13 protein-coding genes are annotated in these 15829 nt (G+C 47.3%); all 13 read right to left on the bottom strand.

What is annotated here, in order from left to right:
* Window positions 1-12: 12 nt before the first annotated feature.
* The 13 genes from mutM to ACQKD4_RS04410 all read right to left on the bottom strand — a co-directional run bounded on the left by mutM (window position 13) and on the right by ACQKD4_RS04410 (window position 15791).
* A complete protein-coding gene (gene mutM, locus ACQKD4_RS04470; RefSeq protein ID WP_427372576.1) occupies window positions 13-840 on the bottom strand; it encodes a bifunctional DNA-formamidopyrimidine glycosylase/DNA-(apurinic or apyrimidinic site) lyase in 828 nt (275 codons plus the stop codon).
* A 21-nt stretch (window positions 841-861) separates the two neighbouring features.
* Window positions 862-3456: a DNA polymerase I gene (polA, locus tag ACQKD4_RS04465; RefSeq protein WP_427372575.1), complete on the bottom strand. Its 2595-nt coding sequence runs from the start codon at window positions 3454-3456 to the stop codon at window positions 862-864.
* A 241-nt stretch (window positions 3457-3697) separates the two neighbouring features.
* On the bottom strand, window positions 3698-5425 hold the full coding sequence (pnpS, locus tag ACQKD4_RS04460) for a two-component system histidine kinase PnpS (RefSeq protein ID WP_214693231.1): 1728 nt from the start codon (window positions 5423-5425) through the stop codon (window positions 3698-3700).
* Entirely contained in the window at window positions 5422-6123 is a 702-nt protein-coding gene (locus tag ACQKD4_RS04455) for a response regulator transcription factor (protein WP_074033421.1), read from the bottom strand. Before ACQKD4_RS04455 ends, pnpS begins: the two co-directional genes overlap by 4 nt.
* 183 nt (window positions 6124-6306) lie before the next feature.
* Window positions 6307-7239, bottom strand: coding sequence for a malate dehydrogenase (mdh, locus tag ACQKD4_RS04450; protein WP_427372574.1), 933 nt, complete (start codon window positions 7237-7239; stop codon window positions 6307-6309).
* Between the two features lie 37 nt (window positions 7240-7276).
* Window positions 7277-8545 (bottom strand): NADP-dependent isocitrate dehydrogenase, encoded by a 1269-nt coding sequence (gene icd, locus ACQKD4_RS04445; RefSeq protein WP_214694005.1) that lies wholly within the window; start codon window positions 8543-8545, stop codon window positions 7277-7279.
* Window positions 8546-8644: 99 nt separating this feature from the next.
* The gene (gene citZ / locus ACQKD4_RS04440; RefSeq protein ID WP_427372573.1) at window positions 8645-9757 is read right to left on the bottom strand and encodes a citrate synthase; all 1113 of its coding nucleotides are present in this window, start codon (window positions 9755-9757) and stop codon (window positions 8645-8647) included.
* Between the two features lie 185 nt (window positions 9758-9942).
* Entirely contained in the window at window positions 9943-10407 is a 465-nt protein-coding gene (locus ACQKD4_RS04435; RefSeq protein ID WP_214795657.1) for a DUF441 domain-containing protein, read from the bottom strand.
* A 67-nt stretch (window positions 10408-10474) separates the two neighbouring features.
* A complete protein-coding gene (gene pyk, locus ACQKD4_RS04430; protein WP_074033426.1) occupies window positions 10475-12217 on the bottom strand; it encodes a pyruvate kinase in 1743 nt (580 codons plus the stop codon).
* A gap of 93 nt (window positions 12218-12310) precedes the next feature.
* On the bottom strand, window positions 12311-13279 hold the full coding sequence (gene pfkA, locus ACQKD4_RS04425) for a 6-phosphofructokinase (protein ID WP_214693237.1): 969 nt from the start codon (window positions 13277-13279) through the stop codon (window positions 12311-12313).
* Window positions 13280-13439: 160 nt separating this feature from the next.
* On the bottom strand, window positions 13440-14390 hold the full coding sequence (locus tag ACQKD4_RS04420; protein WP_427372572.1) for an acetyl-CoA carboxylase carboxyltransferase subunit alpha: 951 nt from the start codon (window positions 14388-14390) through the stop codon (window positions 13440-13442).
* Window positions 14368-15222, bottom strand: a complete 855-nt coding sequence (accD, locus tag ACQKD4_RS04415) for an acetyl-CoA carboxylase, carboxyltransferase subunit beta (protein ID WP_214693241.1) — start codon at window positions 15220-15222, stop codon at window positions 14368-14370. Before accD ends, ACQKD4_RS04420 begins: the two co-directional genes overlap by 23 nt.
* Window positions 15223-15236: 14 nt before the next feature.
* A complete protein-coding gene (locus ACQKD4_RS04410) occupies window positions 15237-15791 on the bottom strand; it encodes a FadR/GntR family transcriptional regulator (protein ID WP_214874549.1) in 555 nt (184 codons plus the stop codon).
* Window positions 15792-15829: the final 38 nt, after the last annotated feature.

Below are 15829 nucleotides of genomic sequence, written 5' to 3'. Positions count from 1 at the left end.
AACGCCCACTCCTTAACGTTGTTGACAGCGTGGACAATAATGCGTGCCACGACCGCCTAGTTTCATCTTTTCAATTTCTTGTCCGCAACGGCGACATGGTTCACCGGCTTGTCCGTATACATAAAGTCGTTCTTGGAACGTTCCCGCGGCTCCGTCTGGATTCGTATAACTCCGAATGGTACTTCCTCCACGTTCAATGGCTTCATTTAGCACGGCTACCGCTTCAATGCGTACACGCTCCACTTCTTCGTGCGTCAAACTAGCAGCTGGTCGTGTCGGGTGCACACCGGCACGAAACAAAGTTTCATCTACATAGATATTCCCTAATCCGACGAAGATGGACTGATCGAGAAGCGCCGTCTTGATAGCGCGCGTCTTCATCCGCTCTAGACGCTTATGCAACGCATCAGTTGTCACACGCTCATCAAACGGTTCGTATGCAAGTAGTGACAGTGGTGGTGTCGTATGAACCGCCTCATTCGTCCGCAACTCCATCGTTCCAAACTTCCGCACATCGTTATAATGCAAGGTCGATTGGTCCGTGAAGTTGATGACGACATGCGTATGTTTAGCCGGTGCTGTGATTGTCTCATAAGGGAAGAACTTCCCTTCCATTCGGAGATGGGAGACGAGATATCCGTTCGTTAGTTTGAATAAAATAAATTTTCCTCGACGTTCCACATCTGTAATGGTCTCTCCAACCAAATGGTGCACCCATTCTTCTGGCTCGAGTCCTCGAATGATTTTAGGGTCGTGCACATCGACAGACTGAATCGTCTTTCCGGAAACGGCAGGTCGTAATCTGCGACAAACCGTTTCGACTTCTGGTAATTCTGGCATACTGATTTCCTTTCTATCTTCTTATTTCGTATCGAACCATGTCGTTCCAACGGCCCCATCCGCACGTAACGGAACGTCGAGTGTCACCGTATGCTCCATCGCTTCCGTCACCAATTTTTCTAATGCTTCCATTTCTTCAGCCGGACCTTCAAAAATCAATTCATCGTGTACTTGTAATAACAACTTAGATTGAAGTTGCGACGATTGAAGAGCGTGATCGACGTCAATCATCGCTTTTTTGATGATGTCGGCTGCCGTTCCTTGAATCGGTGTATTGATTGCCGTACGTTCAGCGAATCCACGCAAGTTGAAATTACGAGAATGAATGTCTGGGATGTTCCGGCGTCGTTTTAACATCGTCTCGACGAACCCATGCTCACGAGCCCGTTCAATCGCAGCATCCATGAACGTCTTCACTCCCGGGAACTGTTCAAAGTACGTATCGATAAACGTTTGTGCTTCTTTTCGTGTGATACCTAGATTTTGCGAGAGCCCATAATCACTGATTCCATATATGATTCCGAAGTTGACGGCTTTCGCCTGACGACGCATGAGTGAAGTGACTTCCTCATTTGCGACTTTGAACACGTTTGCCGCCGTCGATGTATGAATATCTTCATCATGCAAAAAGGCCGCCATCATTTTATCATCTTGTGACATATGCGCCATGATCCGAAGTTCGATCTGTGAATAGTCGACCGCATAGAGCACCCAGCCCGGCTCGCTTGCGGTAAATGCCTTACGGATACGACGCCCCTCCTCTAATCGGATCGGGATGTTTTGTAAGTTCGGGTTGACCGATGAGAGTCGTCCCGTTTGCGTCAACGTCTGCGTGTACCGAGTATGAATCTTGCCATCTTCCTTCACTACTTTCTGCAATCCTTCTACATAGGTCGACTGTAGTTTCCCAAGTTCACGATAATGCATGATCTTCTCGATGATCGGATGAAGCGGCGCCAACTTCTCAAGGACGTCCGCTGCAGTCGAGTAACCCGTCTTTGTCTTTTTCACAGGGGGAAGTGCTAATTTCTCAAACAGGACGACCCCTAGCTGTTTCGGCGAGTTGATGTTGAACGGTTCGCCGGCCAATTCATGAATCGTTACTTCAAGCGCAGAGAGGCGCTCACGAAGATCTGTCTCCATGTGTTGAAGTGTTTCAACGTTTACGTGAATGCCTGCCCATTCCATCTCGGCTAACACCGAGACGAGCGGTTTTTCAAGCGCCTCATATAATTCCGTCTGTTCGTTGTCTTTCAGTTCTGAAGCGACACGTTCAAACAACGTCAAAATCGCATGTGCTTTCTCCGCGAGATGAGAATGGAAAACTTCCTCATCTGGCACTTTCACTTTTGCGCCTTTCCCATATACCGCTTCATCTTCTTCAAGAGGGTATGCGAAATGAGAAGCAATCGAGCTGAGTGACGTTCCACCAGATAAATTCAACAAATATCCGGCAACGAGTAAATCTTCATAACCGCGAAGGGATAAGTGATGTCGCTTCAACTGAATGATTGTCTGTTTAGCATCGAGACAAATCGTCGTCTTCGATTCGTCTTCAATCCATTCCTTGACTCGCGCATCTTGTAAGAGTGTCACATCGCCGACGGTCACGCCACGATCTGACACGATTGCAACCCCAACGATGTCTTCTTCGAAATAGTCATCGTGTAGTTGCTCAAGAAACAGGACCGCTCGAGACAAATCTTGTTCAGAAAGGTCGATTGTCGGTCTGACTTCTTTTTCGACCGTTTCTTCTGTAGAGCTGTCCGCTAATTTACCGATCAACGACTTGAATTGAAGTTCCATGAACAAAGGCTTCACGACCGAAGCATCATAAGGTTTAAAAACGAGATCATCAACGGTCACATTAAGTGGCACGTCCGTATAAATCGTCGCCAACTGTTTTGACATCTTCGCCTCTCGCTCGTTGGCTTCCACTTTTTCTTTCTGTTTCCCCTTTAGTTCATCCGTATGTTCGTAAAGGGACTCGACGGTTCCATATGTTGAAATCAGCTTGAGCGCCGTCTTTTCCCCGACACCCGGGATACCTGGAATGTTATCCGATTTATCCCCCATCAACCCTTTTAGGTCAATCATCTGAATCGGTTGTAGTCCCTCATAACGTTCCTGGAACGCCGTTTGGTCCATTGTCTCGACATCTGTGATGCCTCGCTTCGTCAAGTAGACGGTCACGCGATCATCGATCAGTTGGAGTAAATCTTTATCTCCCGTCACAATCGTCACTTGATCATATGATGTATCCTTGGAGAGCGTGCCGATGATATCATCCGCCTCATATTGATCAAGTTCTAAGACAGCGATACCAAACGCACGACAGACGTCTCGCACGAGCGGGAACTGTTCGCGTAATTCCCCAGGAGTCTTTTGACGCCCTCCTTTATAGTCAGCAAACGTATCGTGACGGAACGTCTTCTTCGACGCATCAAACGCAACGGCGAAGTGCGTCGGTTGCTCATCTTCCATCAATTTCAACAACATCATCGTAAAGCCGTACACCGCGTTCGTATTTCGACCTGACGCGTCCGACATCGGAGGCAGTGCAAAAAACGCACGATATGTTAAGGAGTTCCCATCTAGGACTAGTAGTTTATTCATTCAATCGACCTCCATTCTTCTCTTCATTCATCATACCATACGGGTACATGCGTTCGAAAAAAAAGACCCTTTTCTACGAATAGAAAAGGGCCAAATTCTCGACCGTGTGGAGATGAGCACCGATCGAGTCACGAGATGATGAAGAGGTCTCATTCATAAGAATAGCAAGGTTTTGTAAAGTAAATATGAATGGAATAGCAAGGTTTTGTAAAGTGACTAAGAATCAGCGGTCAAGTGGGATTCAAACCCGCGGGAACGTGATGGTGAACGTCGTCCCTTTGCCCTCAACGCTATCGACATCGATTGTCGCATGATGGAGATCGATGATGTGTTTCACGATAGCAAGACCTAGACCCGTGCCACCTGAATTTCGACTTCTTGCTTTGTCGACACGATAGAAACGCTCAAAGATTCGACTCACTTCTTTTTCAGCAATCCCGATTCCATTGTCCTTGACGCGTAATTTATACGCATCCTCATTCGCCTCGACAGAAATTTCGACACGACTTCCTTCCGGAGAATAGTTGATGGCGTTCGCGACGAGGTTCATGATGACCTGTTTCATCCGATTCAAATCGGCCTGTAAGACGGCCGTCCCATGATGCTTCGCCTCTAAATGAATCGACTTCTTGTCCGCTTTCTGACTGAGCAAGAGACATACCTCATCGACGAGCTGGTTCAAGTCGACGGATACCAGTTCCATCTGGAAATCATCACGTTCTAATCTCGACAGCTCAAGCAAATCTTCAACAAGCATCTGCATCCGCGTCGCCTCTTTTTGAATGATGTCTAAGAACTGGTCGCGGAGTTCAGGCACTTCTTTAGCCCCGTCGAGTAATGTCTCACTAAATCCACGAATGGAGGTGAGCGGGGTCTTGAGTTCATGACTGACGTTCGCGACAAAGTCTTTCCGCATCTTCTCGAGTCGCTTCAGCTCCGTGATGTCGTTAAATAATAATGTCGTCCCACGAAGCATTCCCGTATCACTGAAAATCGGTGCGGCAGACACCATATACGTCTTCTGATTGAAGCCAGTTCGAATCGACAGCTGACGACGATGAACTTCTTCCGTCAAATAGACGTCTTCGATCAGAGTCTCAACATCAGGGCTCGGTAACATCCCGTGATAAAATTGTCCAATCGATAAATCATCGTATTGGAACATCTCGCGATACGAACGGTTGACTAATGTGACGATGCCTCGCTCGTCCACGAGAAGGAGCCCTGCCCCCATATATTCGATGAGTGATTCGAGTCGTGCTCGCTGAACCGATTCTCCGAGTGAAATTGACTCCAAATTTCGGGCGAGGACGTTGATTGATCCAGCGAGGCTTCCGGTTTCCTCGTCATTTCGCAGTTCGTAAACGCGAGCCCGATAATTACCATCGGCGAGTTCCCGTAAGACGATGGTCGCCTCATCGATTGGTCGTATAAATTGGTTCGTCAGATGCTGAAGGACGAATAGGATGATGAAAAATGAAAAGAAGAGCGCGAGCGCAATCGTTAACCAAATTCGATCATACACGCCTTCAAGGTCTGACACGTAACGGATGAACGTTAAATAGACCGTCTCCCCTGTCGCAAGTTCAATCGGTTTTGTGAACTGGATCAACTCATCTTCGTCCGCTTCACCAAACGTCCCGTCTTCGGGCACTAGACTTGGCTCAATCTTATAATCGATTGAGCCGACACGAAACGGTGTCCCGGCGATGACTTCATTCCTGCTATTGAGTAGCAAAATGTCAAAGCTACTCCCGTCATCGATTTGACCGACATATTCTCGAATTTCGTCTAGCTCTCCCCCTTCAAGGTACAAAGCGGCGAGCTGAGCATCCTCTTTCAAGCGGTCACGTTCAGAATCCAAATAGAAATCTTTAAACAGTTGGCCGAGCACGATGCCAAGCGTCAAAAGTACGCCCGTGACGAGAAGGATGAGCGTCGTCATGAATCTAGAGCGATACGTCTTCATTCCGAAGTCGGCTCCTCCATTTTATAACCGAGTCCACGAATCGTTTTAATATACGTCGGCTTCTTCGTGACCGGTTCGATTTTTTCACGGAGATGACTGATATGGACATCGACGATTCGCGTGTCACCGACGAAATCGTAATTCCAAATAGCGGATAATAATTGGTCTCGTGTCAGCACACGTCCTTTGTTTTTGGCTAAATAAGCTAACAGTTCAAATTCTTTCGGAGTCAATTCGAGACGTTCTCCTTGTTTGAACACTTCGTAGTTCGAAGCGACAATTTTTACGTCACCGATTTGAATGACATCCTCTTCAACCGCGGTTTCTTGTGGCGCCGAGCGTCTTAGAATCGCTTTGACACGGGCCACGACTTCCCGGGGACTGAACGGTTTCGTCAAATAGTCATCTGCACCGAGCTCGAGTCCGAGAACTTTATCAAACTCATCATCTTTCGCCGTGAGCATCAAAATCGGTGTGTTGACTTTTTGTTGACGGAGTCGCTTACACACTTCAAGTCCGTCCATTTCCGGAAGCATTAAATCGAGCACGATTAAGACGGCATCTTTCTTTTCAGCCAGTTCCAATCCCGTTTTCCCGTCATGCGCGGTCTCCACCTCGAAACCAGCTTGTTCTAAATTGAATTTTAATAACGTCGCAATCGATACTTCATCGTCGACAACAATTACTTTATCAGCCACACTACTTCCTCCTCTTAATCCATCAAATGTCACTCTCTATTTTACAAATCAAAGCTTGCAACGACCAACCTCAAAGCAAATCTTTACAAAAACAAAACAAATCCACTTTTAGTGTAGCATGCCCCACATGATGGAAACCGCAAAAAAAGTGCTTCCCACAAAATTGCAGGAAGCACTTTTGACTTATAAGACGCCTAATACGGAGCGGACCGAGTCGGCAGAACGCGAAAGTGCTGCTCTCTCCTCATCCGTCAAGTCGAGCTCAAGTACTTGCTCGATGCCACGTTTTCCAAGAACCGTCGGGACGCCAAGATACAAATCGCTAAATCCGTACTCGCCTTCTAGATAAGCAATGGCAGGTAAGATTCGACGCTGATCTTTTAAAATCGCCTCGACCATCTCTACAATTGCGGCAGCTGGCGCATAATACGCCGAACCGTCACCTAGCAGTTGGACAATCTCACCGCCACCTTTACGTGTCCGTTCGACGATTTGCTCGATCCGCTCATGTGGTATGAGTTTTTCAAGCGGGATTCCCCCGGCGTACGAGTAACGCACGAGAGGCACCATATCGTCACCATGTCCTCCGAGAACAAACCCGGATACATCTTTGACGGAAACGTTTAATTCTTGAGCGACAAACGTCCGGAAACGAGCCGTATCCAGCACACCAGATTGTCCGATGACGCGTTCTTTCGGGAAACCCGATTCTTTGAACGCCGCATAGGTCATTGCATCCACCGGATTAGTCAAGACAATCAAAATCGCTTCCGGAGAATAGCGAGCAATCTCTTTGACGACAGAACGCATGACGTTTGCATTCGTTGCAACGAGATCATCACGGCTCATCCCTGGCTTACGCGCGATGCCCGCCGTGATGACGACGATGTCCGAATCAGCCGTATCTGCATAATCTGATGTTCCTGTGACCCAAGCGTCAAACCCTTGAATCGGAGCCGTTTCTTGCATGTCGAGCGCTTTTCCTTTCGTCGGTCCAACTTTTTCTTCCATATCGAGTAGAACGACATCCCCTAACTCACGTTGAGCCAGATATAGTGCAGTGGTTGCACCGGTGAAGCCACTTCCAATTACAGAAATTTTGTTACGACGAATCATGAGCTCTCCCCCTCAATTGGCGACTTATTCGTTTGAATTACATGTTTTTGATCAATTCATCCGCAAATTCAGAACACTTCACTTCTGTCGCGCCGTCCATGAGACGTGCGAAGTCATATGTGACAACTTTCGAAGCGATTGTTTTCTCCATTGAGTTGATGATGAGGTCAGCCGCTTCGTTCCAGTTCATGTGGCGGAGCATCATCTCACCTGAAAGGATGACTGAAGATGGGTTTACTTTATCAAGACCTGCGTATTTCGGAGCTGTACCGTGTGTCGCTTCGAAGATTGCATGTCCTGTGATGTAGTTGATGTTTGCACCAGGTGCAATCCCGATTCCACCTACTTGTGCAGCAAGTGCGTCTGAGATGTAGTCTCCGTTCAAGTTCATCGTCGCAACGACATCGAACTCACGTGGGCGTGTCAAGATTTGCTGGAGGAAGATATCAGCGATCGAATCTTTAACGATGATTTTCCCTTCAGCTTCTGCTTTCGACTGAGCTTCGTTCGCAGCTGCTTCGCCAGACTCTTCTTTGATGCGGTCATACTGTGCCCATGTGAACACTTTGTCACCGTATTCAGCTTCAGCGAGTGCATAACCCCAGTTTTTGAATGCACCTTCTGTATATTTCATGATATTCCCTTTGTGTACGAGCGTGACCGATTTACGGTTGTTATCAATTGCGTACTCAATTGCAGCACGGACGAGACGCTCTGTCCCTTCAGAAGAAACAGGCTTGATGCCGATCCCTGATGTCTCTGGGAAACGGATCTTGTTCACGTTCATTTCATCTTGCAAGAATTTGATAAGTTTTTTCACTTCGTCGCTTCCTGACGCGTACTCGATTCCTGCGTAGATATCTTCTGTATTTTCACGGAAGATGACCATGTCTGTATCTTCAGGACGTTTTACTGGTGAAGGAACACCTGTGAAGTAACGAACTGGACGAAGGCATGTGTATAAGTCGAGCTCTTGACGAAGCGCAACGTTCAATGAACGAATTCCACCACCGACCGGTGTCGTAAGTGGTCCTTTGATCGCAATCAAGTACTCGCGAATTTGATCGAGTGTTTCTGTCGGGAGCCACTCACCTTTTTCGTTATAAGCTTTCTCCCCAGCGTATACTTCCATCCATTCGATTTTCTTGTCGCCGCCGTATGCTTTTTCAACTGCAGCATCGAATACACGAACAGCCGCGTTCCAAATATCAGGACCTGTTCCGTCACCGATAATGAATGGTACTGTCGGAACGTTTGGTACGTTCAATACACCGTTTTCAACTGTAATTTTTTGTCCTTGTGTCAACATAATGAATCCCCCTAAGTACATTACTGTAGGTCGACGCGTACGCCGACCTACGTCACTTGTTAGTTTACCAAACTTTTGTCTAAAATGTGTCTCGAATTAACGTTCATTCACAGGAACATATTTACGGCTTGTTTCACCGACATATTCCGCACGTGGACGAATCAAGCGGTTATCCGCATATTGCTCGAGAATATGCGCAATCCAACCTGACATCCGTGATACGGCGAAGATTGGTGTGAATAAGTCTTCTTCAAGACCGAGCGCATAGTATGTTGATGCCGAGTAGAAGTCGACGTTTGGTTTCAATCCTTTTTCGGATTCAACGAGATGATCGATTTTCTCAGACATCTCATACCACTTCGGCTCGCCGATTTGAGCAGTCAACTGGCGGCTCATTTCTTTCAAGTGCTTCGCACGTGGGTCGCCGTCTTTGTAGACACGGTGACCGAAGCCCATAATTTTTTCTTTGCGTTCAAATTTACCACGTACATATTCTTCAACACGGTCGACCGAGTCAATCTCATGAAGCATTTTCATAACTGCTTCGTTTGCACCACCGTGAAGCGGTCCTTTGAGTGCTCCCATTGCCGCCGTCACACCAGAATACATATCAGAAAGCGTCGCCACACAGACACGGGCCGTGAACGTCGAAGCGTTCAATTCATGGTCTGCATGAAGAATGAGTGCTTTGTCGATTGTCTTCTCTGCGACTTCGCTTGGTTCTTCTCCATTCAACATGTATAAGAAGTTCGCTGCATATGAGAGACCTTCCTTCGGAGCGACAGGTTGCTCGCCTTTACGTAGACGTGCGAATGCCGTCACGATTGTAGCGACTTGAGCTTGAAGACGAATCGCTTTACGCATGTTTGCCTCGTCACTCATGTCTTCAGATTCTTCATCATATAGAGCAAGTTGTGAGAGCGCCGTACGAATCGTCGCCATTGCATTGGCTGTTTTCGGTGCACGGGCTAACGTATCAATCACCTCATCTGGCAACGTCGCTTCTTTCACGAGTGCCTCTGAGAGCGCTGTCAATTCCTCTGCATTTGGTAAGCGATCATTCCACAATAAGAATACAACTTCTTCAAATGTGGCGTTGTCCGCTAAATCATCAATGGTGTACCCTCCATAAGTCAATTGTCCGTCAATAATTGAGCTGACTTTTGAGGCTGCTGCCACAATACCTTCTAACCCTTTTGTCGTTGACATTCATAACTCCCCCTCAGTCTTGTTTGAAAGTAGTCGACCGTAAAAACAGTCTGTGTATAGGGAATAAGGATACGGGACGGGCTTCTCCCCTGCATTCACCCAGTCTCCGTTTACCCTGTCCTTTATATAGTATAAACAATTTATTGCAAAAAAGAAATGTAAGCGGCTTCAGTTGTCAGAAAATATCAAAACCATTTTTCAATGACTTGATATCCACCTAGAATCAAGGCTGCAATTCCAGCTCCTACAAGTGGTCCTACCGGGATGCCTTTCATGAATCCGACCGCTAGAATCGTGCCTGCGAGAAGCGCCGTCGTGACGACCGGGTCGACGCGCATCAATTGCACGCCTTGTCCAGCAGCGATTGCCACGAACATCCCTGAAGCAAATGCCACAATCCCGACAGGTCCTTTAATACTATTCCACAATTCTTTAAAACCGATATCACCAGTCGCAATCGGAACGAGAACGGCGATAGTAATAATCGTCACACCCCAGCTGATTCCTTTTGCTGCGAGTGTCGGAAATAATTGATCACCGAAACCAATCGCTTTAATGATTAGCAAAACACTGCTTGCGATAATAACTGACTGATTGTTTGAAATGACACCGATTAAGACGAGCATCAATAAAAATAAATATGCACTCATACGTATTCCTTTCTTCGAACGGAAAAAGAACCGACCTTTGTAGAAGGCCGGTTCGATTGTCGTTCAATTATGCGTTGTAGATTTTACCTGTGAGTGGGTCGATTGAAATCATCTGACCGTCACGAAGTGAAGTTGTGGCTGTATCCACACCTACGATGACTGGCTTACGGAGTGATGGTCCAACGATACCAGCATGGCTCGTCAATCCGCCGTCTTCCGTGATAATTCCAGCCGCTTTTTCGATGGCAGGCATCATTTCTTTATCTGTGAATGGCGCGACGAGAATCATGCCGTCTTTCGCTTTCGCGTTTGCTTCTTCCGCATTTTTCGCGACAACGACTTCTCCAACGACACCGCGCTCACCGATTCCACGTCCGTCTGCGAGAGCATGACCGACGATGTGAACTTTCATCATGTTCGTCGTACCAGCTGTCGCTGCAGGAATACCAGCTGAGATGACAACGAGGTCACCGTCAGTGACGAATCCAGCGTGACGTGCTGCTTCTGATGCTTGAACCAACATTTCATCCGTGTTGTTTGGCATCGTCTCAGCAACGATCGGGTATACGCCCCAAACAAGGTTCAATTGACGAGCAACGCGCTCTGATTCAGTGACTGCGATGATGTTCGCTTCCGGACGATATTTCGCCGTACGAGCAGCCGTGTATCCTGATTGTGTTGGCGTCAAGATCGCTTTCGCGTTCAAGTTGATTGCTGTGTGAGCAACCGCTTGTGAGATCGCATCCGTTACCGTATGCTCACTGCGCTTCTGACGATCTTTCAACAAGTTTTTGTAGTCGAGCATGCGCTCAGTGCGCTCTGCGATTGCAGCTTGCATTTGAACTGACTCGATTGGGTAGTCCCCTGCAGCTGTTTCACCAGAAAGCATGACTGCATCTGTTCCGTCCAAGATCGCGTTTGCTACGTCAGATGCTTCCGCACGTGTCGGACGTGGGTTACGTTGCATCGAGTCGAGCATTTGCGTTGCAGTGATGACCGGCTTACCGAGGTCGTTACACTTCTTGATGAGTTCTTTTTGAACAGGTGTTACTTCTTCTGTCGGGATTTCGATACCGAGGTCACCACGAGCAACCATCAAGCCGTCAGAGATTGCCAAGATTTCTTCGATGTTATCCACACCTTCTTGGTTCTCGATTTTCGGGTAGATCTTGATGTGTGACGCGTTGTGTTTTTCAAGAAGTTGACGAATTTCTACCACGTCAGACGCACGACGTACGAACGATGCTGCGATGACGTCGATGTCTTGTGAGATACCGAACTCGATGTCCGAGATATCTTTGTCTGTGAGGGCAGGAAGGTTTACCTTGACGTTTGGCAAGTTAACACCTTTCTTCGTCTTGATGATTCCTTCGTTTTCGATTACACAACGGAGGTCGCGGTTCGGAAGTTTTTCAACGACACGGAGTCCGATGAGACCGTCGTCGAGCATGATGTGTGAACCGACTTCTACATCATCGTAAAGACCTTCATACGTTACAGAGAAACGATCTTTCGTTCCGACGATTTCTTCACTTGAAACGATTGTGACTTCTTTCCCTTTTTCAAGAAGAGCTTTTCCATCTTCAAACGTATGTGTACGGATTTCTGGACCTTTCGTGTCAAGAAGGACTGTGACCACTTTCCCAGCTGCTTTCGCCGCTTCACGGATGTCACGGATACGTGCACCGTGCTCCTCATAGTCACCGTGTGAGAAGTTGAGACGGGCAACGTTCATTCCAGCTTCAATCATTTCAGGAAGACGCTTCTCAGAAGCCGGTCCAATCGTACATACAATTTTCGTTCTACGCATAATATAAAAACCTCCTAGGGGATATAGTGCAACTTACATACAGAAAACGGGGGGCCATAGACCTGATCCCGTCTCTGCAACTTCTAAAATCGTTTAGATCGACAATTGGTTGACGAGGTCAATCAATTGCATATCGATTGTGTGCTTGTTGTGGTCGAGCGCCTCATCGATATCAAGATCCATCATCTGGTTATTGCGGATCCCGACGACGCGGCCCGCTTTCCCTTCAAGAAGAATCTCAACAGCGTATGCACCCATACGACTTGCAAGTACACGGTCTGCAGCAGTTGGGGAACCACCACGTTGAATGTGTCCGAGAATCGTAACACGTGTCTCTGAGTTCGTTTTCTCAGCAATCAATTTGCCGATTTCTTCAGCACTTCCGGCACCTTCAGCGACAATGACGATCGAGTGCTTCTTACCGCGGGCAATACCGTGATTGATCCGTTCCACGATTGCATTCAACTCTTCTGGACGTTCTGGGACAAGAATCGACTCCGCACCACCAGCGAGACCAGAATAAAGTGCGATATCACCAGCATCGCGACCCATTACTTCAATCACATACGTACGTTCATGAGATGAAGCTGTGTCGCGAATTTTGTCGATTGCGTCAAGCGCTGTATTGAGCGCTGTATCGAAACCGATTGTCGCATCTGTTCCCGGAATATCGTTATCAATCGTACCAGGAAGGCCGATTGTTGGGAATCCGAGTTCCGTTAATTTCTGAGCTCCGCGATAAGAGCCGTCTCCACCGATGACCACGAGGGCATCGATATTGAACTTCTTCAACTGTTCTACTGCTTTTGCACGTCCTTCTTCAGTTCTGAATTCAGGACAGCGTGCAGAGCGAAGGAACGTACCTCCACGTTGAATGATGTCGCCGACTGATCCAAGGTTTAATTCGACTAAATCACCTTCGATTAATCCTTGGTAGCCGTTATACACACCGTACACTTCAAGACCTTCGAAAATCGCTTTTCGGGTCACGGCACGGACAGCAGCGTTCATTCCAGGAGCGTCTCCTCCGCTCGTTAATACCGCAATACGTTTTAAATTCACGTCACTCACCTCTTATGTGTTTTAACGAAATCTGAAAATAAAATACCATGTCTGACCTTTGTTTTACAACACAAGTATGTGAAAAAAATGCATAGGGTATGTTACAAAGCAGTCACTTGATGAATGAATAACTCTATATTCAAAGCCATTGTTACCGTTTTCAATCACTAATTGTGCCAATTTGATGATATTTGGTCGCACGTCCTTGAATGAGCTGAGAAGTCGACAGATCGAGCAACTCGTTCATGTGCTGTAATAATACAGGCTTCAAGAGTGATGACTGTAATGACACATCGACATGCGCGCCCCCATACACTTCCCCTACAACTTCATCCACGATCCCTAGGTTGAACAAATCTTGTGCTGTAATCTTCATCGTTTCTGCTGCACGTTCTGCTTGTTTGGCATCTTTCCATAATAGTGCCGCTGCACCTTCTGGCGAGATGACCGAGTACGTACTATTCTCAAGCATCAACAATCGGTCGCAAACACCAATTCCAAGCGCACCACCAGAACCGCCTTCTCCGATTACAACGGAAACGATCGGTACTTTCAACGTCGCCATTTCAAACAAGTTTCGAGCAATCGCTTCACTTTGACCTCTCTCTTCAGCGGCTTTCCCTGGATAAGCCCCCTTCGTGTCAATGAATGTCAAAATCGGACGGTTGAACTTCTCGGCTTGCTTCATGAAACGTAGTGCTTTTCGGTATCCCTCAGGGTGTGGCATCCCAAAATTCCGCTTCATGTTTTCTTTCGTATTTCGACCACGCTGATGTCCGATGATGGTCACCGGAACACCTTCGAATGTCGCAAGTCCCGATACGATTGCCGCATCATCATACCCGTGACGATCGCCATGGAGTTCCATGAAATCAGGGAACATGTGATGGATGTAATCGAGTGTTGTCGGGCGTTTCGGGTTTCGCGCCAATTGTACGCGGTCCCACGGTTTCATATTCCCATAAATATCTTTTTCTAATCGGTCGAGCTTCAACTCCAGGTGACGAATCTCACGTGATAGGTCAATCCCTTTCGTTTCGGCTGTCTCACGCAATTTATTTAACTGTTCGGTCACTTCTTTGATTGGGTCAAACATGTCGAACACCCCCATCGTGTAATCCGATCATTTTCTTCAAGAACGAACGCATCTGTTCACGATGGATGACCGCATCCAATTGTCCAGACTCGAGTAAGAACTCTGCCGTCTGGAAGTTTTCCGGAAGTTTTTCCCGAATCGTCTGTTCGATGATTCTTCTTCCTGCAAATCCAATAAGCGCACCGGGCTCTGCGACGTTTAGGTCGCCAAGCATCGCAAAACTTGCTGAAACCCCACCTGTCGTCGGATGTGTCAAATAGGCGATGTAAAGAAGGCCCGCTTCATCATGTTCTTTTAAAGCGATGGACGTGTTCGCCATCTGCATCAAGCTGACCATCCCTTCTTGCATGCGTGCGCCACCTGACGCTGTGAATAAGACGACCGGAAGACGTAGTGATGTCGCTTGGCGAACAGCAGAAGCAATCGCTTCTCCTACGTAAGCACCCATCGACCCCATTCGGAATCGGGCATCCATCACGCAAACGACGAGAGGTAGTCCATCGATCGTCGCTTTTCCGCAAACGACCGCTTCTTCAATCCCGGTCCGTTCACGGTCTTTATTCAACTTTTCTTCATAGTCAGGAAAATCAAGTGGATTCGCTTTGACGGAAGGTCCCGCAAACCGTTCGAATGAACCCTCATCGACGAGCATGTCAATTCGTTCCTGTGCATGAAGCGGAAAATGGTAGCCACAGTCACATACCTTATGGTTTTCGTTTAACTGTTTCGTATAATGCATATATTTACAAGATGGACACTTCGTCATTAATCCCTGTGGAGCGTCAATTTTTGGTTCTCGTTGACGCAACGGCATATATCGTTTCGGTTTCTTGAAAAAAGCAGTCATCGCTTCCCCCTCGTTCATTCCGGCATCCCCATTCCACGCCACGTCTCGACAAAACGCTTACGTTCTTCGAGCGTATATAACTCCCCAACATCTAGTCCCTCGAAAAATCGGTTCACTTCGCTCCAAATCCTGATGAACAACTCATTCTTCAACTGAAAAATGAGTTGCTGACGAAACGTTCGATCCTCTTCGATCACTGCCTCTAATTGAGTCAGTCGCTCCTTCGTCGGCTCGACTTCCGAAAACGCCATTCGCTCTAACAGTCTAAGCATTTCGATGATATCGGTCGCTTTCGTCTGTTTCGTGACGATGAACTCCGACAAAATCTCGATATAGCGATGTCGGTCCTGTTCACATAGGAAAGTACCCCCGCCGCGCCTTGTCTCGACAATCCCTAAAAAGCTCAATGCGCGTAACGCTTCTCGAACGGAGGCTCGACTAATGGCTAGCGTCTCCGCAAGTTCACGTTCGGATGGAAGTCGGTCTCCCGGGACCAACGACGATTGGACAATTAATTTTCGTATCTTTGAAATATTCTCGTGAAATGTGGATGCGTGTTTTTCATGCATCTGACCGTTCAACTCCCTTATTTGGATCACTTATCAAT

Origin of the sequence: Exiguobacterium sp. NPDC077395, assembly GCF_050269125.1 — a bacterium.
GTDB classification, from domain to species: Bacteria; Bacillota; Bacilli; order Exiguobacteriales; family Exiguobacteriaceae; genus Exiguobacterium; species Exiguobacterium aestuarii_A.
The sequence above is the reverse complement of the archived record's forward strand: the minus strand, read 5'-3'. Positions and strand labels throughout refer to the sequence as shown.